The sequence below is a fragment of the Vibrio sp. JZG120 genome, assembly GCF_053890955.1.
In genome coordinates, this window is sequence record NZ_JBSRRK010000008.1 from 270,006 (window position 1) to 294,539 (window position 24,534).

Here is a 24,534-nt window from a genome sequence, read left to right on the forward strand (position 1 = left end):
GGCGATGCTACCAATCAAATAAGCTGTTAAGCCAGTTTGATTTCTTCTCACACTGCTGCTTTATTTGACCCGTTTTATCCCAAACTGGCAGTTTATAATCACTACGACAGTTCATTTCTAAACCACCATCTGATGTCGGCTTAAATCCTAACGTGGTGATCTCTCTTGGCCATGGAAGCTCTAAACGCTCAGGAATGCGTTGCTTCAAATACTCTGCGTACACTCGTAATGCACCGCTCGATCCCGTTAGATGAACCGGTTTGTTATCGTCGCGGCCTAGCCAAATTGTCGTCACTTCACGGCCATCAACACCGACAAACCAGCTATCGCGGTTATCGTTACTGGTACCCGTTTTTCCTGCCAGTGCAGCCCAACCAAACTGGCTTTGTAAGAAGCGGCCTGTACCTTGAGCAACCCCCTGTTTCATCGCGTAGGTCGTTAGCCATGCTGCTTGCTCATCCACGGCTCTTGATGAACGAGGCAAGGATTGATAAAGCACATTACCTTCCATATCCATCACTGAACGCAGAGCGGTCAGTTTCGCACGTTTGCCTGAGTTCGTCAGTGTCTGATACATCTGCGCGACTTCAAACGGCGTCAAAGAAAACGAGCCCAAAAACATCGAAGGCACTGGGCGGATTTCGTCTTTGTTGACGCCCAAACGCTCTAAAGTATCGGATACTTCTGGGATACCAAGCGCCATGCCTAAGCGCACCGTTGGCACGTTGAGTGACTTCGCTAAAGCAATGTAGAGTGGCACATCACCACGGTATTTTCGGTCGTAGTTGCGCGGTGTCCATACATTACCTTTACTGCTTTTCAGGCTTAGCGGCGTGTCGTGCAGCGTCGTGCCTAGGTTATATTTTTCCGGCTGTTCTAGAGCCGTCAAGTAAATCGCTGGTTTAACTAGAGAACCAATTGGACGACTGGCATTGAGCGCGCGGTTAAAACCTTCATAACCAACACGTTTACCGCCAACCATGGCACGGATTTCACCACTATGACGATCAACCGCAACAGCGGCAGCTTCCAATTCTTTACCGCCTCGTTTAGCTAGCTCCGGGATCTTTTTCGCGATGGCTTGCTCCATTTTGCTTTGCGATACCGGATCCAGAGACGTAAACACGCGCAGCCCGGTTTCCGCTTTAAATCGCTCCCCCACTTTTTCTTTCAATTCAATGCTCAATTGTTGGAAATAAGCGGGCTGACGGCTCGCAATACGTGGTTTGCTCTGCGTATCAAGCGAACGACTGACGGCTTGCTCATACTGCTCAGATGTCAGCATGTTTTGCTGCATTAACAAACGTAATACAAGATCGCGGCGCTCTTTCGTGCGCTCAGGGTAACGAATTGGATTGTAATAAGATGGTCCTTTTACCATCCCAACTAACATCGCCAGTTGATCGATTCGCAGCTCTTGGATCGGTTGTCCAAAGTAATAACGCGATGCCAAGCCAAACCCGTGGATCGCTTCACCACCGCTTTGCCCCAAGTACACTTCGTTAAGGTAGGCTTCCAAAATACGATCTTTGCTGTAACGGTAATCCAAAATTAACGCGATATACGCTTCTCTAACTTTGCGCCACAGCGTTTTATCACGGGTCAAAAACAGGTTTTTCGCCAACTGCTGAGTTAGCGTACTACCACCTTGAACAGTACGACCCGCTTTAATGTTTGCAACCATTGCTCGTGCAATCGCGAGTGGAGACACCCCATCGTGTTGATAAAAATTCCGGTCTTCGGTCGCAAGCAGTGCATCAACTAAAATTTCTGGGAACTGATCACGACGCAAGAACAGACGCTGCTCATCTTGATCTTTCTCCAGCATCCCCAACATCTTCGGTTCTAAGCGTAAGTAACCAAGATCACCTCGGGACTCTAAAGACTGAATGCGCTGTAAACCAGAATCTGAAAAATGGAGCATCACGTGACGATCCGGTTCAGGACCATCGGCAAATTCAAATGGACGACGGATCAGCTCAATACGAGTGGAAGAAGAAGAGTACTCACCAGGATAGCGAGGCTGACTTACCTTACGGTAATTCAGTACATCCAGCTCGTTGCGCAGTTCTTGAATGGTGATATTTTCACCCGGATTTAAGTTCAAGATGCGAGCATAAACCACCGTTGGCAGTTCAAACAGCTGGCCTTCAAAGCGCTCTTTCACGACACTATCTAAATAAATACCCACAAACAGCAAAACAGCGGCAAGCGCAACACCGGCTTTCCAGCTAAATGACCACAAAACTTTCAGCCACGAACGTTTCTCGTTAGCCGGCTTTTTACTCGGTGTGCGTCGAGTCGGTTTTGTCGTTCCTTTATTGGTTGTACTTTTCTTCGCTGGCGCTTTTTTCGCGCTAGGCTTCTTGCTGTTAGTCATTATTCAATTGTCTTTTTGTTTTCGTAGTTGCTACATGATTGGCAGGATCATCTGGCCAAACGTGTTTTGGGTAGCGCCCTTTCATCTCTTTTTGAACGTCTTTATAGCTTCCGTTCCAGAAAGCCGCCAAGTCAGACGTCACTTGCAGCGGACGTTGTGCCGGCGAAAGCAGTTCAAGCACCAAACGCTTACGACCAAGCGCTACCGTAGGGGAGCCACTCTCACCAAATACCTCTTGCATACGCACCGATAATTTCGGCTCATGGCCATACTGGTAACGGATACGCTTCTTTGAACCTGTAGGCAGTTGGTAATGCTCTGGTAACCATTCATCCAGTTGTTGATTGATTGGCCACCCTAATCGAGCGTTCAGCGCTTCGACCAAGTCTATCTTGCTCAAATCGTTAACCGAACTGACGGACGTCATGTACGGCTCTAACCACTCTTCTAATGAATCCAACAAACTGGCTTCATCAAACATTGGCCATGATTGCTCGGGTAACCATTCCACCGCACAACGAACCCGAGCCAACAAGCTCTCCGCTGCCGGTGTCCAGTTTAGACTCTGTAAGCCCTGGCGGCGGACATACGTGAGTAAAGCTTGTGTCATTTTTTCTTTGCCAGGGCTTGGCAAAAGCTCGCGTTCAACCACCAGCTGACCGAGTTTTGTTTGTCGCTCAGCCATTAGACGCCCTCTTTTTTCATCCCAGTCTACAACTTCTTCAGACGAAAATAGCGCTTCAAAGGTCGCTCGCAATATATTGACATCCAATTCACATGCCGAATGAATTTGACTGGAGTTAGAATGAGAACGCATTAAGTCAACGGCAACCAAATACTCACAGCCACCTAGCATGTCTTCCAGACGACATTCTGCACCATGACCATTAGCCAAAGTAAATCGCCCAAATTGATTTGTGCGCTGCTGCGCAATGCGATCTGGAAATGCCAAACTTAACACCAGCGGTAATGCTTCTTCATCCACGCCTTTCAGGTCAAATACCGTATCCAATTTGTACGCTAGAGATTGAGCACGCTTGAACAACAGCGACTTTTTTGGATGAGTACCAACAAGCCAACGATGCAAGCTATGAGCGATATTGGTAACGTTTCTCTCTGGCTCTTCAATCAGTGCGACCGCCGCCAAAGCAGCATTTAACATCTTATCACTGTAAGATTGCGCTTTAATTAGCATCGCAGCCGCACGAGGCTCGACGCCTAGTTCATGCGCCTGTTTTCCTTCGGACGTTAATTGCCCTTTTTCCGTCAGTAGTCCCAATGACACCAATAGCTGCTTCGCTTGTTCCAATGACGCATTAGCGGGAACATCAAGCCACTTGAGATCGTGGATATCACTCGCTCCCCAAAATGCGAGCTCCATAACTAAACTCGCCAAATCGGAATGCAAAATTTCGGGTTGAGAAACCTGCGGCTGTTGCTTGAACTGGCTTTCAGAATAGAGGCGAACGCAAATGCCCTCTTCTATTCGTCCCGCTCGTCCTGCACGCTGAATCGCTGAAGACTGTGCAATGCGTGTTTGCTCTAAGCGTGTTAAACCGTTTTTCAAATCAAACCGGGCAATACGCTCTAACCCAGAATCAACCACAAGGCGAATGCCTTCAATCGTCAGTGAAGTTTCTGCGATGTTGGTCGCGAGTACGACTTTACGCTTGCCGTGTTCTGCCGGCGTGATGGCTTTTTGTTGCTCAGTAAAGCTCAGTTGCCCATAAAGCGGACACACTTCAATATCATCCGCCAAATGAGATAAACGTTCTTCGACTTGTTTAATGGCCCCAACGCCCGGTAGGAAAGCCAACAAAGAGCCGGATTCTTTGTTCATAAGACTTTCTATTGTTTTTGTCATACTCGTAGGTAAATGATCATTCACACCTAACGGTTGGTAACGCATTTCTACGTCGAAACTGCGTCCTTCTGATTCAATGTAACTGGCTTCCGGCAACAACGACTGTAAGGCTTGTTGATCAAGCGTTGCCGACATTACCACCAGCTTGAGATCGTCTCGCAATGCCTCTTGAACTTCTAAACTGAATGCCAAAGCGGTATCGGCATGAATGCTGCGTTCATGAAACTCATCAAAGATCAGCAGATCAACACCATCCAGTTCAGGGTCAGTTTGAATCATCCTAGTCATGATCCCTTCAGTCACGATCTCCAACTGCGTTGCAGAACTTACCTTTGCCTCGCCACGAACTCGATAACCCACGCGTTGACCAACTTGTTCTCCCAATTGCTCAGCAAGATAACGGGCAATGTTACGCGCCGCGAGTCGTCTTGGTTCGAGCATGATGATTTTTCCAACAACCGAATGGTTTAAGAGGAGCTGTAAAGGGAAGTAGGTCGACTTACCGGCACCAGGCGCCGCTTTTAAGATCACTTGATGTTGATTTTTGACCGCCGTCAGCAACTCAGGCATCACGGCTTCAATCGGCAATTGTGACAAAGGAAATACCTTATGGTGTAATGGTGGCAACATTGTACATAAAAAAATTTTTGTCTAAATAAGCAAATGCATTTCACACCCGCTTTAGAGTCCGCCACTCTACTCAAACGCTATAAACGCTTTCTCGCCGATATCGAGCTCGATACTGGTGAAGTTCGTACTATACACTGCGCAAACACTGGCGCTATGACAGGTTGTGCGACACCGGGAAACAAAGTTTGGTTTTCCACTTCCGACAACCCGAAACGAAAATATCCCAATAGTTGGGAGTTGAGTGAAACCGAACAAGGCCACCGCATTTGTATCAATACCGCGCGCGCCAACCAATTAGCCGTTGAGGCTATTGAAAATAATGTCATTTCAGAGCTTTGTGGTTATGACACACTTCAAACTGAGGTGAAATACGGTAATGAAAATAGCCGAATTGATATCTTGCTCAGCGCAGACAACAAGCCAAAGTGCTATATAGAAGTGAAAAGCGTCACTCTTCTTGATGAGACCGACTCTACTGGACAAGGATACTTCCCAGATGCGGTCACGACTCGGGGACAAAAGCACCTGAGAGAGCTCACAGAAATGGCACAAAATGGAAGTAGAGCCATACTTTTATTCACTGTTTTACATTCAGGTATTGAAAAAGTATCCGCGGCGCACCATATAGACGCGAAATATTCACTATTACTCAAACAAGCACAAGACGCTGGAGTGGAAGTTCTCTGCTACAAAGCTGAACTGAGCGATACTGGAATGAAGCTGATTTCCGCTATTGATTTTATCAATTAAGAGAAAAAATGATGTCGTCTTCACATTGACGATAACTTTGCGATTCAGTATTTGCTTGCACCGCCTCTTTTTGCTATAGATACCCGCCTTAAATTGACTGCGTAGCAGTTGACTAGGTGTAAGTAGGAGATGCTGTATGCCAGAATCAAAGAAGAAAACGATAGGCATCCTAGCCATTGCCGGCGTGGAGCCATATCAGGAAAAACCTGGTGAAGAGTACATGTCACCAGAGCAGGTTGAACACTTTACGAAAATCTTAACAGCTTGGCGCGACCAGCTGAGAGCTGAAGTGGATCGTACCGTTCACCACATGCAGGACGAAGCAGCAAACTTCCCAGATCCAGTTGACCGCGCCTCTCAAGAGGAAGAGTTCAGCCTAGAACTGCGTAACCGCGACCGCGAACGCCGTTTGATCAAGAAGATTGAAAAGACTTTGGATAAAATCAAAGAAGACGATTTTGGCTTCTGTGAGTCTTGTGGCGTAGAGATTGGCGTTCGCCGTCTTGAAGCACGTCCAACCGCTGACCTATGTATTGACTGTAAAACACTTGCAGAAATCAAAGAGAAGCAAATGCAAGGTTAATCAACCAAGCATTATGATTATTGAAGGGAGCTCAGGCTCCCTTTTTGTTTTGACTACCTTTGCATCCCATTTGTTTACTAAATTCGAGATACACGCATGACACGCTATGTAGGTCGATTCGCCCCATCTCCTTCTGGTCCTTTACATTTTGGTTCACTGATTGCCGCTCTTGGCAGCTATTTTCAAGCGAAAGCACACAACGGAACTTGGTTAGTACGTATTGAGGACTTGGACCCACCAAGAGAAATGCCAGGTGCGGCGCAACTTATCCTAGATGCGCTCAAAGCCTATCAGCTGCATTGGGATGGAGAGGTGGTATACCAGAGTGAACGTCATGACCTTTACCAAGCCCAAATAAACACATGGCTCGAAAATGGTGAAGCCTATTATTGCCAATGTACTCGAAAGCAAATTAAAGAGCATGGCGGGTTTTATCCTGGCACTTGCCGCGATAAAAACTTGAAAGACGGCGCGATTCGCCTAAAAATGACCAAGCCTGTCGCTCATTTCTTCGATCAGAAGCGTGGAACAATTAAGATTCCAGAGCAACTCGTTAATGAAGATTTCATTATTAAACGTCGAGATGGATTATTTGCTTATAATCTTGCGGTAGTATTGGACGACATCGACCAAGGCGTCACCGAAGTCGTGCGTGGTGCAGATTTAATCGAGCCAACAGGGCGTCAAATCAGTCTGTACCAGATACTTGGGCAGCCTGAAGTCAGCTACTTGCATTTACCATTGGCGATGGACAACAACGGCAATAAACTGTCGAAACAAAATCACGCGACGGCTATTGATATAGAGACACCAAAGCCTACTCTATTACGCGCCATGACATTTTTGGGCTTCGAGATACCGGAAGCCATAAAAGCGGCCAACATAGAAGAGATTCTTCATTGGGGCTGCGAAAACTGGCGCTTGGAACAGCTTCCAACAGAGATCGAGATCACACCGTGATTCTCAAATGGCATTGTGTAGGCTATCATTAGCCGCAAATTAGGCCCTAGAGGCGCAAAAACTAACCAAAGCAAGATTGGACTAAACCCAGTTATTGCCAGATGCACATGAATACAAACGACTATACACCAAGCGAACCTGCCACTATTCCAGAGCTCGCTCTCAATGTAATAACTCGTGAAGAGCACAACATTTCGCGTAAGCAGATCAGTGATAATGCACTGAAGGTACTGTACCGCCTAAATGGTGCTGGTTTCGATGCTTTTCTTGTGGGTGGCGGGGTTCGAGACTTACTGCTTGGACAGAAACCAAAAGATTTTGACATTGCGACCAACGCAACGCCGGAACAGATCAAACAGCTATTTCGTAACTGCCGTTTGATTGGTCGCCGCTTCCGCTTGGCTCATATTATGTTTGGCCGAGACATCATTGAAGTAGCGACATTCCGCGGTCACCACCAAGAGCAAAAGAATAAGAGCATCTCTCAGCAATCGAAAGAAGGAATGCTGCTGCGGGACAATGTCTACGGCACCATCGATGAAGATGCTGAGCGCCGTGATTTCACGATTAACTCGATGTACTACAACATCGCGGATTACTCGATTCACGACTACGCACGTGGTATTGAGGATTTAGAAGATCGCCTCATTCGACTGATTGGCGATCCAGAAACACGCTACCGTGAAGATCCAGTACGTATGTTGCGTGCAGTTCGCTTCGCAGTAAAACTGGACTTTGATATTGAAGAAGACACCGCGGCACCAATCGAACACATGGCACCGTTGCTCGGTGACATTCCGTCAGCGCGTCTTTTTGAAGAGTCACTCAAATTATTGCAATCCGGTCATGGCTTAGAAACCTACCACCTACTGCGTGAGTACAACTTATTCCAACAGCTCTTCCCGACGATTGCAGCGCACTTTACAGAAGATTACTCCTCTCACACAGAGCAAATGTTGGATCTCGTGTTGGATTCTACTGACATGCGCATCGAAGATGGTAAACGTATCAACCCTGCATTTATGTTTGCTGCGATGTTGTGGTACCCACTGTGTGCGAAAGCCGATAAGCTGATGGAAGAGCGCAACCTAGGCCATTACGACGCCATTATGGAAGCGAGTAACATCATTCTTGATGAACAAGTTCGTACAATTGCCATTCCAAGACGCCATACCGCAACCATTCGCGAGATTTGGCAGCTGCAGCTTCGTCTTCCACGACGCAACGGTAAACGTGCATTCCGCCTGATGGAGCTCAATAAATTTAGAGCTGGCTTTGATTTTCTTGAAATGCGCGGTGAAATTGAAGGTGGTGACACTCAGAAGCTTGCCAAGTGGTGGGAAACTTTCCAAAATGCAGGCCGAGAAATGCGTCAAGCAATGGCTGCCGACCTAGACGGTCAATCACCGAAGAGTGGTCAGCGCCGCCGTAAAACCTATCGCAAGAAAAAGAGTAAGCCTAAGTCATGATCACAGCGTACATTGCGGTAGGCAGTAACTTGGCTGATCCTGTCAGCCAAGCGAAGCAAGCGATTGAAGCGTTAAAAACGCTGCCTAAATCAGAATTTGTTCAGGCTTCTTCGCTATACAGCAGCACGCCAATGGGACCACAAAACCAACCGGATTACATTAATGCGGTTGTGTCGATTAACACCAGTTTGACGCCTCTTGAATTACTCGATTGCACACAAGCCATTGAGCAAGAACAAGGGCGTGTCCGTAAAGACGAACGTTGGGGACCAAGAACCTTGGACCTCGACATTGTGCTTTATGGCAATGAGGTGATTAATTCCGAGAGGCTGATCGTTCCTCATTATGGAATGAAAGAGCGTGAATTCGTACTCTACCCTCTTGCGGAAATTGCACCAAGTTTACAACTCCCCGATGGGACCGAGGTCTCTGAACTACTGGAACAAGTAGATAGAAACGGCCTCAGTATCTGGCAGTCATAGCCAACTCCTAGTAAGGATAAAACCATGAAAAAAATGACCATCAACGACCTAATCAAGTGGAAGCAAGAAGGTCGTAAATTTGCTACTTCAACCGCTTATGATGCGAGCTTTGCCCAACTGTTTGAAAGCCAAGAAATGCCAGTACTTCTTGTTGGTGATTCTCTAGGTATGGTTTTGCAAGGTCACAACGATACTCTGCCAGTAACGGTCGATGATATCGCTTACCATACTCGTTGCGTACGCGCAGGTAGCCCAAATTGTTTGTTGATGGCTGACATGCCATTCATGAGCTACACCACGCCAGAGCAAGCTTGCGAAAATGCGGCTACACTGATGCGTGCTGGTGCCAATATGGTGAAAATTGAAGGTGGTGACTGGCTAGTCGACACTGTAAAAATGCTCACTGAACGCTCGGTTCCAGTTTGTGCTCACCTTGGTTTAACTCCTCAAGCCGTGAATATTTTTGGTGGTTACAAAGTCCAAGGTCGCGATCAAGAAAAAGCGGACCGCATGGTGAAAGATGCGTTAGCACTGCAAGAAGCAGGCGCTCAAATCGTCTTACTAGAGTGCGTGCCTGCTGAGCTTGCTGAGCGTATTACGCAAGTGCTCGACGTCCCTGTTATCGGTATTGGAGCTGGTAACGTGACAGATGGTCAAATTCTCGTGATGCATGATATGTTCGGTATCTCTGCCAACTACATGCCGAAATTCTCCAAAAACTTTCTTGCTGAAACAGGTGATATGCGCAAAGCCGTTGCTAAATACATTGAAGATGTAGCCAACGGTGTATTCCCAGACGACGCTCATACCATTGCCTAGAGGATAAATGCATGCAAACTTTTGCGGAAATCTCAGCAGTTCGTGAACACCTTAAAACCTTTAAACGTGAAGGTCGTAAAATTGCGTTTGTCCCAACCATGGGCAACCTTCACGAAGGTCACTTAACTTTAGTGCGTAAAGCACGCGAATACGCTGATATCGTTGTCGTAAGCATCTTTGTTAATCCGATGCAGTTTGATCGTGCAGACGATTTAAATAATTACCCGCGTACGCTAGAGGAAGACTTAAGCAAGTTAACCTCTGAAGGGGTCGATGTGGTATTTACGCCGACACCAGAAGTTATCTATCCTGAAGGGCTTGATAAACAAACGTTTGTTGATGTTCCGGGTCTATCGACTATTTTAGAAGGGGCTTCACGCCCTGGTCATTTCCGTGGCGTCACAACCATCGTAAACAAGCTATTTAACATCGTTCAGCCAGATGTGGCCTGTTTTGGTGAGAAAGATTTCCAACAACTTGCGGTTATCCGCAAGATGGTTGTCGATCTTGCGATGGACATTGAAATCATTGGTGTACCAACCGTACGTGAAATGGACGGTTTAGCTATGAGCTCTCGCAATGGCTTACTCACGCTGGATGAGCGTCAGCGTGCGCCAGTACTTGCTCGTACAATGCGTTGGATCAGCAGTGCCATTCGCGGTGGCCGTGATGACTACGCATCGATCATCGAAGATGCGAGCGACCAACTTCGAGCTGCAGGTTTGCACCCTGATGAGATCTTCATTCGTGATGCTCGTACTTTACAAGTGATCACGCCAGAAACGACACAAGCCGTCATTCTGATGTCTGCGTTCTTAGGCAAAGCGCGTCTTATCGATAACCAAACGGTAGATATGGTTGTCGAAGCGAAGGAAGAAGCAGAGTCTAGTAATACAAACTCAGAGAGCGCAGAGTAAGCTCTGAGCCATCAAGACGTAAAAAGGTCGACTCTTAGTCGACCTTTTTTATTTTCTACGTATAGACGCAATCTAACCCTTCAGGGCGTGTTTTAAACCGCTTGTGCAGCCACATCCACGCTGGAATATCACGTTTTATCATTTTCTCAAGCTCTTGGTTCAAGATACTTGCCGCTTTAATCGCATTACGCCTCTCGAAACGCTCACTGATATCTTTCCCAATATACAACGTGTAATGGTGATTCTTGCTCACTGTGACGCCAGATATGACCGCGCACTTTGTTGCGTCTATAAGCACACTAGAGCCCATGGTACTCGCGGCTTGTTCAACAGCAAAGAACGGCGCAAAAACAGAATGGCTGACGCCATAATCATGGTCGGGCAAATACCAAAGTCGATGACCATTTTTCAGAACTTTGAGCATTGATTTAACGTCTTTTCGATCAATCATTTGATGCCCAAAACGAGTTCGACCTCGATGTTGAATAAACTCATAAGCAGGATTCGAATTTGGGCGATAAACGCCATAACCTTTGGCAAACTGGCTAAAAATACGAGCGGTTATCTCCAAGTTTAAATGGTGACTGCACACCACCAACACACCACGGCCATTCTTTTCCTCAGCGAGTAAACGATCTTTTCCAACAATAGAGGTTATCCGACGTATCCGCCAATCTGGCCAAAACCAGGCTATGCCCGTTTCGATGATCGCCATTCCCGTATATTGAAAGTTTTTTCGTACTACGTCCTTACATTGCCAATCCGTAAAATCAGGGAAACACAGCTGGAGATTACGCAGAGCGATCTTGTGTCGGCGCTTCATTACATGCATCGCAATACAGCCGATGCTTCTACCTAAGATTCGCAATACTATGTATGGCAGTACATTAACAAGAATCGCTAAAGATCCAAATGCCAGCCATACAGACCAATATTTGGGCTTAAGTAACTGATAGGAGAAAGGCGGCGGCGGGACAATATTCATAGGATCACTCATTTATTACAAATGATTGAAACCTAACATGATAAAAACCGAAAGATTGTATGGGAGTGTATTGTTATGCATGCCAAAGAGCAGCATGATTCGCTGCTCTTTGTTGTGTGGGAGAGTCTTAGCTTCTTAGCCCAATACCTTTCGTTACTAAGTAATGAGCAACGGCATACAACGCTAACACAAACACCGCAAGCACACTGAATGAAGTGACAATACCCACATCCGATACGCCTAAAAAACCATAACGGAACGCATTCACCATGTAGACGATTGGGTTAATCTTAGAGACACCTTGCCAAAATTCAGGCAGTAAGCTGATGGAATAAAAAACACCACCCAAGTAGGTTAACGGGGTCAACACAAATGTAGGAATGATCGAAATATCATCAAACGTTTTTGCATAGACCGCATTGATCAGCCCGCCTAGAGCAAATACAACGGATGTCATGAAGACGGTCGCAACAATAATGCCCCAGTGTTCAACTTGCAGATCCACAAACAATAGAGACACACAGGTAACAATAGCGCCTACTAACAAACCTCGAGTCACACCGCCCATTACGTACCCAGCAATGATCACGTAATTTGGCACTGGTGCCACCAGCAGCTCTTCAATGTTCTTCTGTAGTTTTGCACTAAAGAACGAAGACGCCACATTCGAGTATGAATTGGTGATCACCGACATCATGATCAAACCTGGAACTATGTACTCCATGTAGCTAAAGCCGCTCATCTCACCGATTCGAGAGCCAATAAGATTACCGAAAATGATGAAATACAGTGTCATTGTGATTGCAGGCGGAACTAAAGTTTGCACCCAAATGCGCGTAAAACGGGTGATCTCTTTGCTCAGCAAGCTACGAAATGCCGTCCAATATAAACCGTACATTTACTTACTCCCTTCTCTTACAATGCTGACAAACAACTCTTCCAGTCGGTTGGCTTTGTTACGCATTGAAAGAACTTTAATACCATGCTCTGTTAACTGACTGAACACTGAATTCAATCCTTGGCTTTTATCTAGCTCTATCTCTAAAGAGCCATCAACAATACTTTGTCGATTGACGCCTTCAAGCTCAGGCACCTCGCCTTCAGATTCAATGTCTAGGATAAATGTCTCGACGCTTAACTTACCTAGCAACGCCTTCATGGTGGTGTTTTCGATCAACTCACCTCGGTTAATAATGCCGATATTTCGACACAGCATCTCCGCTTCTTCTAGGTAGTGCGTCGTCAAAATAATCGTAATCCCTTGCTCTTGGTTGATCTCTTTCAGAAATTCCCACATTGAGCGGCGTAGTTCAATGTCCACCCCAGCCGTTGGCTCATCCAAAATGAGCAACTGCGGCTCGTGCATCAAAGCTCGGGCGATCATCAAACGGCGCTTCATCCCGCCAGATAAATTACGGGCACGCTCTTTACGTTTTTCCCATAAATCGAGTTTTTTCAGGTACTTTTCAGCTCGTTCTTTGGCTAATACTTTAGACACACCGTAATAGCCCGCTTGCTGCATCACGATTTGTTCAACAGTTTCAAACTGATTGAAGTTGAACTCTTGTGGCACCAAGCCTAAATTCTGTTTGGCCAACTCAAGGTCGGTATCAATGTCATAACCGAAAACTTTCGTCGTCCCAGAAGTTTTGTTCACTAAGGAAGAGATGATGCCGATCGTGGTCGATTTTCCTGCACCATTGGGACCTAGAAGCGCGTAGAAGTCACCCTTTTTCACTTGGAGACTAATACCTTTTAACGCCTCAAAGCCACCTGCATACGTCTTGCGCAACTGTTCAATTTCTAATGCGTACATAAGGTCGTGATTGCCGTTTGTTTGTGATTACTAATACCGACTCGATGTTTATCAGCGGTTTACTACGAAATCGCCTTGGGTATTGTACTGGAGGTCCATCAGTTTATCGTTGAATAACGATGATTACAATTAAACCTTTCGATAATATTGGAAATATAGTCCCTATCAACGTAAAGGTTATCTACAAGTAAGGAAAAGTTAGGGAATAAAAAACGCAACAGAGCGCTGTTGCGTTTTTAACGATCAGAGTGATTACGCCGTTATACGCTGATACTGGTCCGCCTCGACATGAGCTACCGCCGCATTTAATGCTTCATAACGGAATTGGTACATATTGTCATTCGGGACAAGATCAATAACGTGGAACTTTTCTAGCTGTTCTCGCGTGCGCTCATTTGGACACAACAAATACACGGCACAATTAGCATCGAGCGCATCTTTAATCGCGTTTTCTAACGCTAAACCGACAGTAACATCAATCATAGGTACATCGGTAAGATCGAGAATCATCACATCATAATCCGAAATACTGGAGTGCTGGCGTGAAATTGCCTTAGAAACACTGAAGATCATTGGACCCGAAAGATAAAAGAACAGTACTTTGCCATTGGCGCGATCAAGCAAGCCACGCTCGCTGTCAGTTAGCGGCACATCGTCTTCATCCGCGTCACTGATCGCTTTCACTTGTCTCGCCTGTTCTCGGCTCAGACGCTCAATGATAATAATGTTGGAAATAAAGACGCCCAAGCCCACGGCAACGATAAGATCAACGAACACTGTGAGCAACATAACGCCATACATTACCGCCATTCCGGAAAAGCTAACCTTGTGTGCTCGTTGAATAAAACTCCAATCCAAAATGTTAAAGCCGACATATACTGCAATGCCAGCCAACACAGCCATTGGGATCGGCTCCGTTAATCCACCCGCAACCAATACGACCAATGCAAGCATAAGTGCACGAATCACACCGGACAATGGCGAACGAGCCCCAACTTGAATGTTAGTCACCGTGCCCATCGTTGCGCCCGCGCCAGGTAGTGCACCGAACAAGCCTGAGATCATGTTGGCAAGGCCTTGGCCTCGCAGTTCTTTGTCTGAGTCGTGCTCTTTACGAGTCAAGGAGTCACCGATAACCGCCGTTAACAAAGTATCGATACAACCTAAGGTGCCGAGCACCAATGCATCAATAACCATCTCAACAAACATATCTGGATCAATATGAGGTGCAACGAGAGAAGGCAATCCTGCCGGGATTTCACCGATACGACGAATGTCTTCCGTATCGAAGAACATCACAGACAATAAAGTCACCACAACCAACGCCACGAGTTGCGCTGGTACATATTTTCGATATTGCTTAGGGAAGAAAAAGAGAATCCCCAAAGTCAGTAGACCTAAAAACAGTTCACTGAACTTGAGGTTAGAAATGGTCTCCGGCAAAGCAGATAATGTTCCGAGCACTCCTCCAGAAGGAGCAGCATGCCCCATCAAAGGTGATAGCTGCAAAATGATAAGAATCACGCCAATCCCTGACATAAAGCCCGAAATCACGCTATAAGGCATCAAGGTAACGTATTTACCCAGTTTTAACGTCCCTAATAGGATTTGGAACGCACCAGCCATCATAACAACCGTGAAGGTCATGGCCATGCCCGTTTCTGGATACTTCGCCATCATACTGGTTAACACAGCGGTCATGATTACCGTCATTGGCCCTGTTGGTTCTGATATTAACGTATTAGAACCACCAAACAACGAAGCAAACAAACCGACCATTATTGCGCCCCAGAGGCCTGCTTCTGCCCCTGCACCGGATGCAACACCGAACGCTAACGCCAAAGGAAGAGAGATAATCGCTGTGGTTACCCCGCCAAATACATCCCCTTTGAAATTAATATCTTCAAAACGACTACCGAACACTGCTGATTTCCCTGCATTCAATTTTAAAAAGTAAAATGTCATTACTTTAACGAGCCAGGCGAAAATTTAAACCATAAATAGATTAAGGCTAAATTCACACCACAAATAATTAGGCCTAATTTTACGTTTTTATTGATGAAAACTAGTCAGATGAGTCCTGTCTGACGAATATTTAACGAGATCGAAATTGTAACATTGTGTATAGTTACAACACTGATCGCTTGCATGTTCATATAAGCGGCAGCGCTTTTGTCTTTTAAGGGAAGTAGTTTGCAAGATGCCGGAAATTAAACAGTTATTTGAAAACAATTCAAAATGGTCTCAAGAGATCAAATCTGATCGACCTGAATACTTCGCAAAACTCGCAGAGGGTCAAAAGCCCGATTTTCTTTGGATTGGCTGTTCTGATAGCCGTGTCCCTGCCGAGCGACTAACCGGACTATACTCGGGTGAACTATTCGTTCATCGGAATGTTGCAAACCAAGTCATCCATACTGATCTCAACTGTCTGTCCGTCGTTCAATACGCCGTAGACGTTCTTAAGGTTAAGCACATCATTGTCTGTGGACACTATGGCTGTGGTGGCGTAAACGCTGCCATTGATAACCCTAAGCTAGGTCTTATTAATAATTGGCTGTTACATATCAGAGATATCTATTTCAAACACCGCACTTACCTAGATCAAATGCCGCAGCAAGATCGAGCAGATAAACTAGGCGAGCTTAATGTCGCAGAGCAAGTGTACAACTTGGGTAACTCAACCATCCTGCAAAACGCTTGGGAGCGTGGGCAAGATGTTGAAATTCATGGCGTGGTATACGGAATTGAAGATGGTCGTTTAGAGTACTTAGGCATTCGTTCTAACTCTAAGGAAACCGTAGAAGCGTCTTATCAGAAAGCCCTTTCGACGATTCTAAATACAGACAATAAGCTGCTTTGTCGCTAAGCTACATCTAAGAGTTGAACAAAAAACGCCCATCTGAGATGGGCGTTTTTTTATATTTTTAATGCTGCTCTCAATGATTATTCTTGAGGTACAACTTTACCGATGTATGGTAAGTGGCGGTATTTCTGCGCGTAATCAATACCCACACCAACGACAAACTCATCTGGGATTTCGAAACCAATCCAATCCACAGGAACATTCACTTCGCGACGAGATGGCTTATCTAGGAGCGTACAAATCGCGATAGACTTCGGCTCACGCAGCGATAAGATCTCACGGATTTTATTTAGTGTGTTACCTGTATCAATGATGTCTTCAACAAGCAAAATGTCTTTGCCTTTGATGTCATCATCCAAATCTTTCAAGATACGAACGTCACGTGAACTTTCCATTGTGTTGCCGTAGCTTGACGCAGTCATAAAATCAACTTGGTGAGTCAGTTCGATAGCACGTGCCAAGTCTGCCATAAATACAAATGAGCCACGCAATAAGCCTACCAACACAAGATCTTCACTACCTTGATAACGCTCTGTAATTTGTTTGCCTAATTCACGAACTCGTTCCTGAACTTCTTGCTCAGAAATCATGACTTCTATTGTATGTTTCATACTGTGCTCAATCTAATTTGTGGGTTGAGGTAAGTCGCACGCAAACGATCACCTAATCTTACGGCGTGTAGTGTATCACCACGTTCATTGGGTTGAAAGTCACATCCTGTTGCCAAAAAATCTTGGAAGAAGGTCTTAGTTTTATAAAGTTCATAGCTAATTTTATCAATAATAATGACATTACTGTATATAAATTGTTCTACAGATGTTGACCTTGTTGATATGCACCATTACACTCATCATTGCTTTAAGCAACTATTAAAATAATCAATTAGGGGGTTACCCCCAATATCAACTCAAATGGCAAGGAAAATGGATATGGACTCAATTGCAAAGAGACCTAGAACTAGGCTTTCCCCGATTAAGCGTAAGCAACAGTTAATGGAAATCGCATTGGAAGTGTTTGCGCGCCGCGGCATCGGTCGTGGTGGTCACGCAGATATCGCAGAAATTGCTCAAGTTTCTGTGGCGACCGTTTTTAACTACTTCCCGACTCGTGAAGACTTAGTGGATGAAGTACTCAACCACGTCGTACGTCAGTTCTCGAACTTCCTATCGGATAACATTGACTTAGACTTACACGCACGTGAAAACATCGCCAATATTACTAATGCAATGATCGAGCTTGTCAGTCAAGACTGTCACTGGCTAAAAGTTTGGTTCGAGTGGAGTGCTTCAACACGTGACGAAGTATGGCCATTGTTTGTTTCAACTAACCGTACTAACCAGTTGCTGGTACAAAACATGTTCATTAAAGCGATTGAACGTGGCGAAGTGTGTGACCAGCACGATTCAGAACACTTGGCAAACTTGTTCCACGGTATTTGTTACTCACTGTTTGTCCAAGCGAACCGTGCAAAAAGTGAAGCGGAACTTAAGCACCTTGTTAGTTCATACTTAGACATGCTTTGCATTTACAACCGTGAACACTAAAGCTTAACTCGCAATATATGTCAGCCCACCGTTTGGTGGGCTTTTTATTGTCTGCTGTCAGCCGAGCACACGTTTATATTCCTACCTAACAAACATAAAAAAACCGCTGCAATGCAGCGGTTTCTATCATTAAGTCAGAAAAAGCTTACTTCTTCTTAACTGCTTTTTTGTTTGGCAGGTCAGTGATTGAACCTTCAAATACTTCAGCAGCTAGACCTACAGACTCGTGTAGAGTTGGGTGAGCGTGGATAGTCAGAGCGATATCTTCTGCATCACAGCCCATCTCAATTGCAAGGCCGATTTCACCAAGTAGTTCACCACCGTTAGTACCAACGATAGCACCACCGATTACGCGATGAGTTTCTTTGTCGAAGATTAGCTTAGTCATACCGTCTGCACAGTCAGATGCGATTGCACGACCTGATGCTGCCCAAGGGAATGTTGCCACTTCGTACTTGATGCCTTCTTCTTTCGCTTCTTTCTCAGTCTTACCAACCCAAGCCACTTCTGGCTCAGTGTACGCGATTGAAGGAATAACTTTAGGGTCGAAGTAGTGCTTCTTACCAGAGATAACTTCAGCAGCTACGTGACCTTCATGCACACCTTTGTGAGCAAGCATTGGTTGACCAACGATATCACCGATCGCGAAGATGTGAGGAACGTTAGTACGCATTTGCTTATCAACGTTGATGAAGCCACGCTCGTCAATTTCTAGACCCGCTTTTTCACCGTCGATTAGCTTACCATTTGGTACACGACCGATAGCAACTAGAACCGCATCGTAACGCTCAGCTTCAGCTGGCGCTTTCTTGCCTTCCATTGAAACGTAGATACCGTCTTCTTTTGCTTCAACTGCTGTTACTTTCGTTTCTAGCATTAGCTTGAACTTGTCTTTGATACGCTTAGTAAATACTTTCACGATATCTTTGTCTGCTGCAGGAATTACCTGGTCAAACATTTCAACAACTTCAACTTTAGAACCTAGAGAGTGGTAAACCGTACCCATTTCTAGACCGATGATACCACCACCCATGATAAGTAGTTTTTCTGGCACTTCTTTTAATTCAAGAGCGTCAGTAGAGTCCCAAATACGTGGGTCTTCATGCGGGATAAATGGCAGTTTGATTGGACGAGAACCAGCCGCAACGATTGCGTTGTCAAAGTTAACAACTGTTGGCTCACCTTCGCCTTCTACAAGGATAGAGTTAGGGCCAGTGAACTTACCGTAACCGTTAACTACTGTTACGTTACGCATCTTAGCCATGCCGCTTAGGCCGCCAGTTAGTTGGTTAACAACTTTTTCTTTCCAGATGCGGATTTTGCTGATGTCTGTTTGAGGCTCACCGAACACAACGCCGTGGTCAGCCATCGCTTTCGCTTCTTCAATTACTTTAGAAACGTGAAGCAGTGCTTTAGATGGGATACAACCCACGTTCAGACATACACCGCCAAGCGTGCTGTAACGTTCAACTAGTACAGTTTCAAGACCTAAATCCGCACAACGGAATGCAGCGGAGTAACCAGCAGGACCAGAACCAAGTACAACAACTTGGGCTTTAATTTCTTTGCTCATTTTGACCTCTTGTAGTCATTATCCCTAACAGGCTGAGTGGGTATCGATTTTTTATGTTTAAGAGAGATTTGTTTTAAACAGTTATTTTCAGACCGCTAACAGTTTACAGAGATGTTAATGGTGTGAAAAGTAAATCAATTTAGCCTGTGAGCTAGACAACAATTCGATTGTGAAAACCCTGAACGAAGCAAGGCTGATAACCAAATTGTCGGTAATTATGATTAGCAGAGGCGGCTAAGTTGCCGCCTCTCATTCATCTAATTTCTATTACAGAACTAGACGACGAATGTCAGATAGACATGAGTTTAGGTAAGTGATGAAGCGCGCACCTTCAGCACCATCGATCACACGGTGGTCGTATGATAGAGATAATGGAAGTTGTAGACGCGGTTCGAACTCTTTACCGTTCCATACCGGTTTCATTTCTGACTTAGACACACCTAGGATACCAACTTCTGGCGCGTTTACGATTGGAGTAAACGCCGTACCGCCGATACCGCCTAGGCTAGAGATAGTGAAACAGCCACCTTGCATGTCAGCAGCAGTTAGCTTGCCTGCACGTGCTTTCTTAGAAACAGCCATTAGCTCTTCAGATAGCTCGTAGATGCCTTTCTTGTTCACGTCTTTAAATACAGGAACAACTAGACCGTTTGGTGTATCTACCGCGATACCAACATTCACGTATTTCTTCAGAATTAGGCTCTCACCGTCTTCTGATAGAGAAGAGTTGAACGCTGGGAACGCTTCAAGCGCTTTAGCTACCGCTTTCATGATGAACACAAGTGGCGTGATCTTCATGCCAGTGTCTTTCTTCGCTTCAATCGCGTTTTGCTCTTTACGGAATGCTTCAAGAGCCGTGATGTCTGCGTTATCCCACTGTGTAACGTGCGGGATCATTACCCAGTTACGGTGTAGGTTTGCACCAGAGATCTTCTTAATACGAGATAGCGGTTGAACTTCTGTCTCACCAAACTTGCTGAAGTCCACTTTTGGCCATGGTAGCAGACCAAGAGCCGCGCCGTCGCCTTTGCCTGATGCTGCTGCACCTGCGCCAGACTCAAGACGCTTAAGTGCATCTTTCACGTAAGCTTGAACGTCTTCTTTTAGGATACGGCTCTTACGACCAGAACCTTTAACCTTAGAAAGATTAACGCCAAATTCACGCGCTAGACGACGAACAACTGGAGACGCGTGAGCGTACTCATCGTTTTCTTTGAAATCGCCAGTCGCTGCTGGAGCTGCTGCCGCTGGAGCTTCTGCTTTAGGAGCTGGAGCTGCAGGTGCTGCTGCTTGAGCTGGAGCCGCTGCAGGAGCTGGAGCTGCGCCCGCCACTTCGAATACCATGATTAGTGAGCCAGTAGACACTTTGTCGCCAGCTGCAATCTTGATTTCTTTCACTGTACCAGCAAATGGTGCAGGAACTTCCATAGAAGCTTTGTCACCTTCAACAGTGATTAGAGATTGCTCTTCTTCCACTGTGTCGCCAACGGCAACCATGATCTCAGTAACTTCAACTTCGTCGCCGCCGATATCTGGAACGTTCACTTCTTTTGCCGCAGACGCTGCTGGAGCTGCTGCCGCAGGAGCTTCAGTTGCCGCTGGTGCTGGTGCTGCTGGAGCGCCTGAACCTGCTGTTTCGAACACCATGATAAGTGAGCCAGTCGATACTTTATCGCCTGCTGCAACTTTGATCTCTTTTAGAGTACCTGCGAATGGCGCTGGAACTTCCATAGAAGCTTTGTCGCCTTCAACAGTTAGAAGAGATTGCTCTTCTTCGATGCTGTCGCCAACGGCAACCATGATTTCAGTAACTTCTACTTCATCACCACCGATGTCTGGTACGTGAACTTCTTTTAGTTCTGCCGCTGCTGCTGGAGCTGGAGCTGCTGCTGGAGCTGCTTCTGCCGCAGGAGCAGGTGCAGCGTCAGCTGCACCCTCGGCTTCGAAAATCATGATTAGAGAACCAGTAGAAACCTTGTCGCCTTCTGCAACTTTGATTTCTTTAACGATACCCGCTTGAGAAGCAGGAACTTCCATAGAAGCTTTATCGCCTTCAACTGTGATCAGAGACTGCTCTTCTTCAACCTTGTCGCCAACGCTTACAAGAATCTCAGTAACTTCAACCTCATCCGCACCGATGTCTGGTACATTAATTTCGATTGCCATTTCTTATCTACCTTCTTAATTAAGCGTATAGCGGGTTTGTTTTCTCTGTGTCGATGTCGAATTTCTTAATTGCTTCTGCAACTACAGATTTCTCAACTTCGCCACGTTTCGCTAGTTCAGTTAGCGCTGCTACTACTACGTAACCTGCGTTCACTTCGAAGTGACGACGTAGGTTTTCACGGCTGTCTGAACGACCGAAGCCATCAGTACCAAGCACTTTGAAAGACTCAGCAGGAATGTATGCACGAACCTGCTCTGCGTAGTTCTTCATGTAGTCAGTTGCTGCGATAGCAGGCTCAGTACCCATTACTGTTTGGATGTAAGGTACTTTCGCTTCCGCTTCTGGGTGAAGCATGTTGAAACGCTCTGCATCTTGGCCATCGCGAGTTAGTTCGTTGAATGACGTTACCGAGTAAACATCAGAAGCAACACCGTAATCTTCGCTTAGGATTTGAGCTGCTTTACGTACTTCATTCATGATAGTACCAGAGCTCATTAGCTGAACTTTCGCTTTGTCGCCCGTGTAAGTTTCTAGCTTGTAGATACCTTTACGGATGCCTTCTTCAGCGCCTTCTGGCATTGCTGGCATTGCGTAGTTTTCGTTCATTAGCGTTAGGTAGTAGAACACGTTTTCTTGTTCTGGGCCGTACATGCGACGGATACCGTCTTGCATGATTACTGCTACTTCGTACGCGAATGTTGGGTCGTAAGAAATACAGTTAGGAACCGTACCCGCCAAAATGTGCGAGTGGCCGTCTTCGTGCTGTAGACCTTCACCGTTCAACGTTGTACGACCCGCAGTTGCACCTAGTAGGAAACCACGTGCTTGTTGGTCACCAGCCATCCACGCCATGTCGCCAACACGTTGGAAGCCGAACATTGAGTAGTAGATGTAGAACGGGATCATTGGTAGGTCGTTTGTCGAGTATGAAGTCGCAGCAGCAACCCATGAAGACATAGCACCTAGCTCGTTGATACCTTCTTGTAGAACCTGACCTGAAGTCGCTTCTTTGTAGTAAGAAACAACGCCACGATCTTCTGGTGTGTAAGTTTGGCCGTGCGGGTTGTAGATACCGATTTGACGGAACAGACCTTCCATACCGAATGTACGCGCTTCGTCAGCAATGATAGGAACGATGTTCTTACCAATGTTCTTGTTCTTAAGTAGAACGTTCAGTGCACGTACGAATGCCATAGTAGAAGAGATATCACGCTTCTGTTCTTCTAGTAGTGGCTTGAATTCTTCTAGCTCAGGAACGATGAATTCTTGAGTGAATTTTGGTAGACGCTGTGGTGTGTAGCCGTGTAGCGCTTTACGACGAGCGTGTAGGTATTCGTACTCTTTTGAACCTTCTTCAAGTTTCAGGTACGGAAGTTCTTTCACAGCTTCGTCAGTTAGGATGTCTTGAAGACCTAGACGATCACGTAGGTGTAGTACGTGAGTCATGTCCATCTTCTTAACTTGGTGCGCGATGTTCTTACCTTCAGCCGCTTCACCCATGCCGTAACCTTTAACAGTCTTAGCTAGGATTACTGTTGGACGACCTTTAGTTTCTGCCGCGTTTTTGTATGCCGCGTATAGCTTAGAAGACTCGTGACCACCACGCTTAAGTGCGAAGATTTCGTCATCAGTCATGTCAGCAACAAGTGCAGCTGTCTCTGGGTACTTACCAAAGAAGTGCTCACGTACGTACGCGCCGTCTTTTGATTTGAATGTTTGGTAGTCGCCATCGATCGTTTCGTTCATAAGCTGTAGAAGCTTACCAGTCGTATCTTTAGCTAGTAGTGAATCCCAGTTGTTACCCCAGATTACCTTCACTACGTTCCAACCAGCACCTTTGAACAGACCTTCAAGTTCTTGAATGATCTTACCGTTACCCATTACAGGGCCATCTAGACGCTGTAGGTTACAGTTGATTAGGAAACATAGGTTGTCTAGTTTCTCACGCGCAGCGAAAGAGATAGCACCACGTGATTCTGGCTCATCCATCTCACCGTCACCTAGGAACGCGTAAACACGCTGCTCTGAAGTATCTTTAAGACCACGGCCTTCTAGGTACTTAAGGAAACGAGCTTGGTAGATAGAAGCGATTGGACCTAGGCCCATCGATACTGTCGGGAATTGCCAGAATTCAGGCATCAGTTTAGGGTGCGGGTATGAAGGAATACCTTTGCCGTCTACTTCTTGACGGAAGTTGTCTAGCTGCTCTTCAGTTAGACGACCTTCAACGAATGCACGTGAGTAGATACCTGGTGAAATGTGACCTTGGTAGTAAACTAGGTCGCCACCGTCCTTCTCGTTTGGCGCACGGAAGAAGTGGTTGAAACATGTCTCGTAGAACGCAGCAGAAGACTGGAAAGACGCCATGTGGCCGCCTAGCTCTAGGTCTTTCTTAGATGCACGTAGAACGATCATGATAGCGTTCCAACGAATAATTGAGCGAATACGACGCTCAAGTGTTGTGTCACCTGGGTATGCTGGTTCTTGGTCTGCAGGAATCGTGTTGATGTAGTTAGTTGTGATACCTGTTGGCATATCAACACCGTCTAGACGTGCTTTATCTAGAACTTGCTCTAATAGGAATTGAGCACGCTCTAGACCTTCTTCACGTACAACTGACTCAAGCGCTTGTAGCCATTCTTGAGTTTCCAGTGCATCTACGTCATGCTTCATATCAGACATGGCGATCTATCCTTCTGTTGGTTGGATCTACTTATTTAAGTAACGCT

At 45.9% G+C, this 24,534-nt stretch carries 19 protein-coding genes; 9 read left to right on the forward strand and 10 right to left on the reverse strand.

The window, feature by feature from the left end:
- Positions 1 to 7: 7 nt before the first annotated feature.
- Positions 8 to 2,380, reverse strand: coding sequence for a penicillin-binding protein 1B (mrcB, locus tag ACWPOD_RS17390; RefSeq protein WP_456232090.1), 2,373 nt, complete (start codon positions 2,378 to 2,380; stop codon positions 8 to 10).
- Positions 2,373 to 4,841: an ATP-dependent helicase HrpB gene (hrpB, locus tag ACWPOD_RS17395; RefSeq protein WP_456232091.1), complete on the reverse strand. Its 2,469-nt coding sequence runs from the start codon at positions 4,839 to 4,841 to the stop codon at positions 2,373 to 2,375. Before hrpB ends, mrcB begins: the two co-directional genes overlap by 8 nt.
- 66 nt (positions 4,842 to 4,907) lie before the next feature.
- Between hrpB and sfsA the strand changes: the two genes are divergently transcribed.
- From sfsA to panC, 7 genes are all read left to right on the forward strand, one after another.
- The gene (sfsA, locus tag ACWPOD_RS17400) at positions 4,908 to 5,624 is read left to right on the forward strand and encodes a DNA/RNA nuclease SfsA (protein ID WP_006743318.1); all 717 of its coding nucleotides are present in this window, start codon (positions 4,908 to 4,910) and stop codon (positions 5,622 to 5,624) included.
- Positions 5,625 to 5,760: 136 nt separating this feature from the next.
- Complete coding sequence (gene dksA / locus ACWPOD_RS17405) at positions 5,761 to 6,207, forward strand: RNA polymerase-binding protein DksA (RefSeq protein ID WP_005386584.1); 447 nt, start codon at positions 5,761 to 5,763, stop codon at positions 6,205 to 6,207.
- Positions 6,208 to 6,303: 96 nt separating this feature from the next.
- Complete coding sequence (gene gluQRS / locus ACWPOD_RS17410) at positions 6,304 to 7,167, forward strand: tRNA glutamyl-Q(34) synthetase GluQRS (RefSeq protein WP_257888812.1); 864 nt, start codon at positions 6,304 to 6,306, stop codon at positions 7,165 to 7,167.
- Positions 7,168 to 7,268: 101 nt separating this feature from the next.
- Positions 7,269 to 8,636, forward strand: a complete 1,368-nt coding sequence (pcnB, locus tag ACWPOD_RS17415) for a polynucleotide adenylyltransferase PcnB (protein WP_456232092.1) — start codon at positions 7,269 to 7,271, stop codon at positions 8,634 to 8,636.
- Complete coding sequence (gene folK, locus ACWPOD_RS17420) at positions 8,633 to 9,118, forward strand: 2-amino-4-hydroxy-6-hydroxymethyldihydropteridine diphosphokinase (protein ID WP_048625962.1); 486 nt, start codon at positions 8,633 to 8,635, stop codon at positions 9,116 to 9,118. Before pcnB ends, folK begins: the two co-directional genes overlap by 4 nt.
- A gap of 24 nt (positions 9,119 to 9,142) precedes the next feature.
- Entirely contained in the window at positions 9,143 to 9,937 is a 795-nt protein-coding gene (gene panB, locus ACWPOD_RS17425) for a 3-methyl-2-oxobutanoate hydroxymethyltransferase (protein WP_005396718.1), read from the forward strand.
- Between the two features lie 11 nt (positions 9,938 to 9,948).
- Positions 9,949 to 10,854 carry a pantoate--beta-alanine ligase gene (gene panC, locus ACWPOD_RS17430; protein WP_005396717.1) on the forward strand — a complete coding sequence of 302 codons (906 nt, stop codon included), beginning with the start codon at positions 9,949 to 9,951 and terminating at the stop codon, positions 10,852 to 10,854.
- A gap of 55 nt (positions 10,855 to 10,909) precedes the next feature.
- Here the strand turns inward: panC and ACWPOD_RS17435 are convergent, their stop codons facing one another.
- From ACWPOD_RS17435 to ACWPOD_RS17450, 4 genes are all read right to left on the reverse strand, one after another.
- Positions 10,910 to 11,839, reverse strand: a complete 930-nt coding sequence (locus ACWPOD_RS17435) for a Kdo(2)-lipid IV(A) acyltransferase (RefSeq protein ID WP_456232093.1) — start codon at positions 11,837 to 11,839, stop codon at positions 10,910 to 10,912.
- 127 nt (positions 11,840 to 11,966) lie between these two features.
- Positions 11,967 to 12,737 carry an ABC transporter permease gene (locus ACWPOD_RS17440; RefSeq protein WP_114323617.1) on the reverse strand — a complete coding sequence of 257 codons (771 nt, stop codon included), beginning with the start codon at positions 12,735 to 12,737 and terminating at the stop codon, positions 11,967 to 11,969.
- Positions 12,738 to 13,655, reverse strand: a complete 918-nt coding sequence (locus ACWPOD_RS17445; RefSeq protein ID WP_005396713.1) for an ABC transporter ATP-binding protein — start codon at positions 13,653 to 13,655, stop codon at positions 12,738 to 12,740.
- 252 nt (positions 13,656 to 13,907) lie between these two features.
- Complete coding sequence (locus ACWPOD_RS17450) at positions 13,908 to 15,578, reverse strand: SulP family inorganic anion transporter (protein WP_134647038.1); 1,671 nt, start codon at positions 15,576 to 15,578, stop codon at positions 13,908 to 13,910.
- Between the two features lie 277 nt (positions 15,579 to 15,855).
- Between ACWPOD_RS17450 and can the strand changes: the two genes are divergently transcribed.
- Complete coding sequence (gene can / locus ACWPOD_RS17455; protein ID WP_005379996.1) at positions 15,856 to 16,524, forward strand: carbonate dehydratase; 669 nt, start codon at positions 15,856 to 15,858, stop codon at positions 16,522 to 16,524.
- Positions 16,525 to 16,601: 77 nt separating this feature from the next.
- On the opposite strand, the gene hpt is transcribed toward can, so the two are convergent.
- Positions 16,602 to 17,132, reverse strand: coding sequence for a hypoxanthine phosphoribosyltransferase (gene hpt / locus ACWPOD_RS17460; RefSeq protein WP_005379995.1), 531 nt, complete (start codon positions 17,130 to 17,132; stop codon positions 16,602 to 16,604).
- A gap of 318 nt (positions 17,133 to 17,450) precedes the next feature.
- On the opposite strand from hpt, the gene opaR reads away from it, so the two are divergent.
- Entirely contained in the window at positions 17,451 to 18,065 is a 615-nt protein-coding gene (gene opaR, locus ACWPOD_RS17465; RefSeq protein WP_031780576.1) for a transcriptional regulator OpaR, read from the forward strand.
- A 145-nt stretch (positions 18,066 to 18,210) separates the two neighbouring features.
- On the opposite strand, the gene lpdA is transcribed toward opaR, so the two are convergent.
- From lpdA to aceE, 3 genes are all read right to left on the reverse strand, one after another.
- Entirely contained in the window at positions 18,211 to 19,638 is a 1,428-nt protein-coding gene (gene lpdA, locus ACWPOD_RS17470) for a dihydrolipoyl dehydrogenase (RefSeq protein WP_005379993.1), read from the reverse strand.
- A gap of 267 nt (positions 19,639 to 19,905) precedes the next feature.
- Positions 19,906 to 21,804, reverse strand: a complete 1,899-nt coding sequence (gene aceF, locus ACWPOD_RS17475) for a pyruvate dehydrogenase complex dihydrolipoyllysine-residue acetyltransferase (protein WP_167426252.1) — start codon at positions 21,802 to 21,804, stop codon at positions 19,906 to 19,908.
- A 19-nt stretch (positions 21,805 to 21,823) separates the two neighbouring features.
- Positions 21,824 to 24,487 carry a pyruvate dehydrogenase (acetyl-transferring), homodimeric type gene (gene aceE, locus ACWPOD_RS17480; RefSeq protein ID WP_005386612.1) on the reverse strand — a complete coding sequence of 888 codons (2,664 nt, stop codon included), beginning with the start codon at positions 24,485 to 24,487 and terminating at the stop codon, positions 21,824 to 21,826.
- Positions 24,488 to 24,534 lie beyond the last annotated feature (47 nt).

Coding starts and splice junctions, on each gene's coding strand:
- ACWPOD_RS17440 (WP_114323617.1), bottom strand. CDS start 12,737: ATGTACGGTTTATATTGGACGGCATTTCGTAGCTTGCTGAGCAAAGAG.
- panB (WP_005396718.1), top strand. CDS start 9,143: ATGAAAAAAATGACCATCAACGACCTAATCAAGTGGAAGCAAGAAGGT.
- hpt (WP_005379995.1), bottom strand. CDS start 17,132: ATGAAACATACAATAGAAGTCATGATTTCTGAGCAAGAAGTTCAGGAA.
- aceF (WP_167426252.1), bottom strand. CDS start 21,804: ATGGCAATCGAAATTAATGTACCAGACATCGGTGCGGATGAGGTTGAA.
- ACWPOD_RS17445 (WP_005396713.1), bottom strand. CDS start 13,655: ATGTACGCATTAGAAATTGAACAGTTGCGCAAGACGTATGCAGGTGGC.
- pcnB (WP_456232092.1), top strand. CDS start 7,269: ATGCACATGAATACAAACGACTATACACCAAGCGAACCTGCCACTATT.
- gluQRS (WP_257888812.1), top strand. CDS start 6,304: ATGACACGCTATGTAGGTCGATTCGCCCCATCTCCTTCTGGTCCTTTA.
- ACWPOD_RS17435 (WP_456232093.1), bottom strand. CDS start 11,839: ATGAATATTGTCCCGCCGCCGCCTTTCTCCTATCAGTTACTTAAGCCC.
- mrcB (WP_456232090.1), bottom strand. CDS start 2,380: ATGACTAACAGCAAGAAGCCTAGCGCGAAAAAAGCGCCAGCGAAGAAA.
- folK (WP_048625962.1), top strand. CDS start 8,633: ATGATCACAGCGTACATTGCGGTAGGCAGTAACTTGGCTGATCCTGTC.
- sfsA (WP_006743318.1), top strand. CDS start 4,908: ATGCATTTCACACCCGCTTTAGAGTCCGCCACTCTACTCAAACGCTAT.
- aceE (WP_005386612.1), bottom strand. CDS start 24,487: ATGTCTGATATGAAGCATGACGTAGATGCACTGGAAACTCAAGAATGG.
- dksA (WP_005386584.1), top strand. CDS start 5,761: ATGCCAGAATCAAAGAAGAAAACGATAGGCATCCTAGCCATTGCCGGC.
- opaR (WP_031780576.1), top strand. CDS start 17,451: ATGGACTCAATTGCAAAGAGACCTAGAACTAGGCTTTCCCCGATTAAG.
- lpdA (WP_005379993.1), bottom strand. CDS start 19,638: ATGAGCAAAGAAATTAAAGCCCAAGTTGTTGTACTTGGTTCTGGTCCT.
- can (WP_005379996.1), top strand. CDS start 15,856: ATGCCGGAAATTAAACAGTTATTTGAAAACAATTCAAAATGGTCTCAA.
- panC (WP_005396717.1), top strand. CDS start 9,949: ATGCAAACTTTTGCGGAAATCTCAGCAGTTCGTGAACACCTTAAAACC.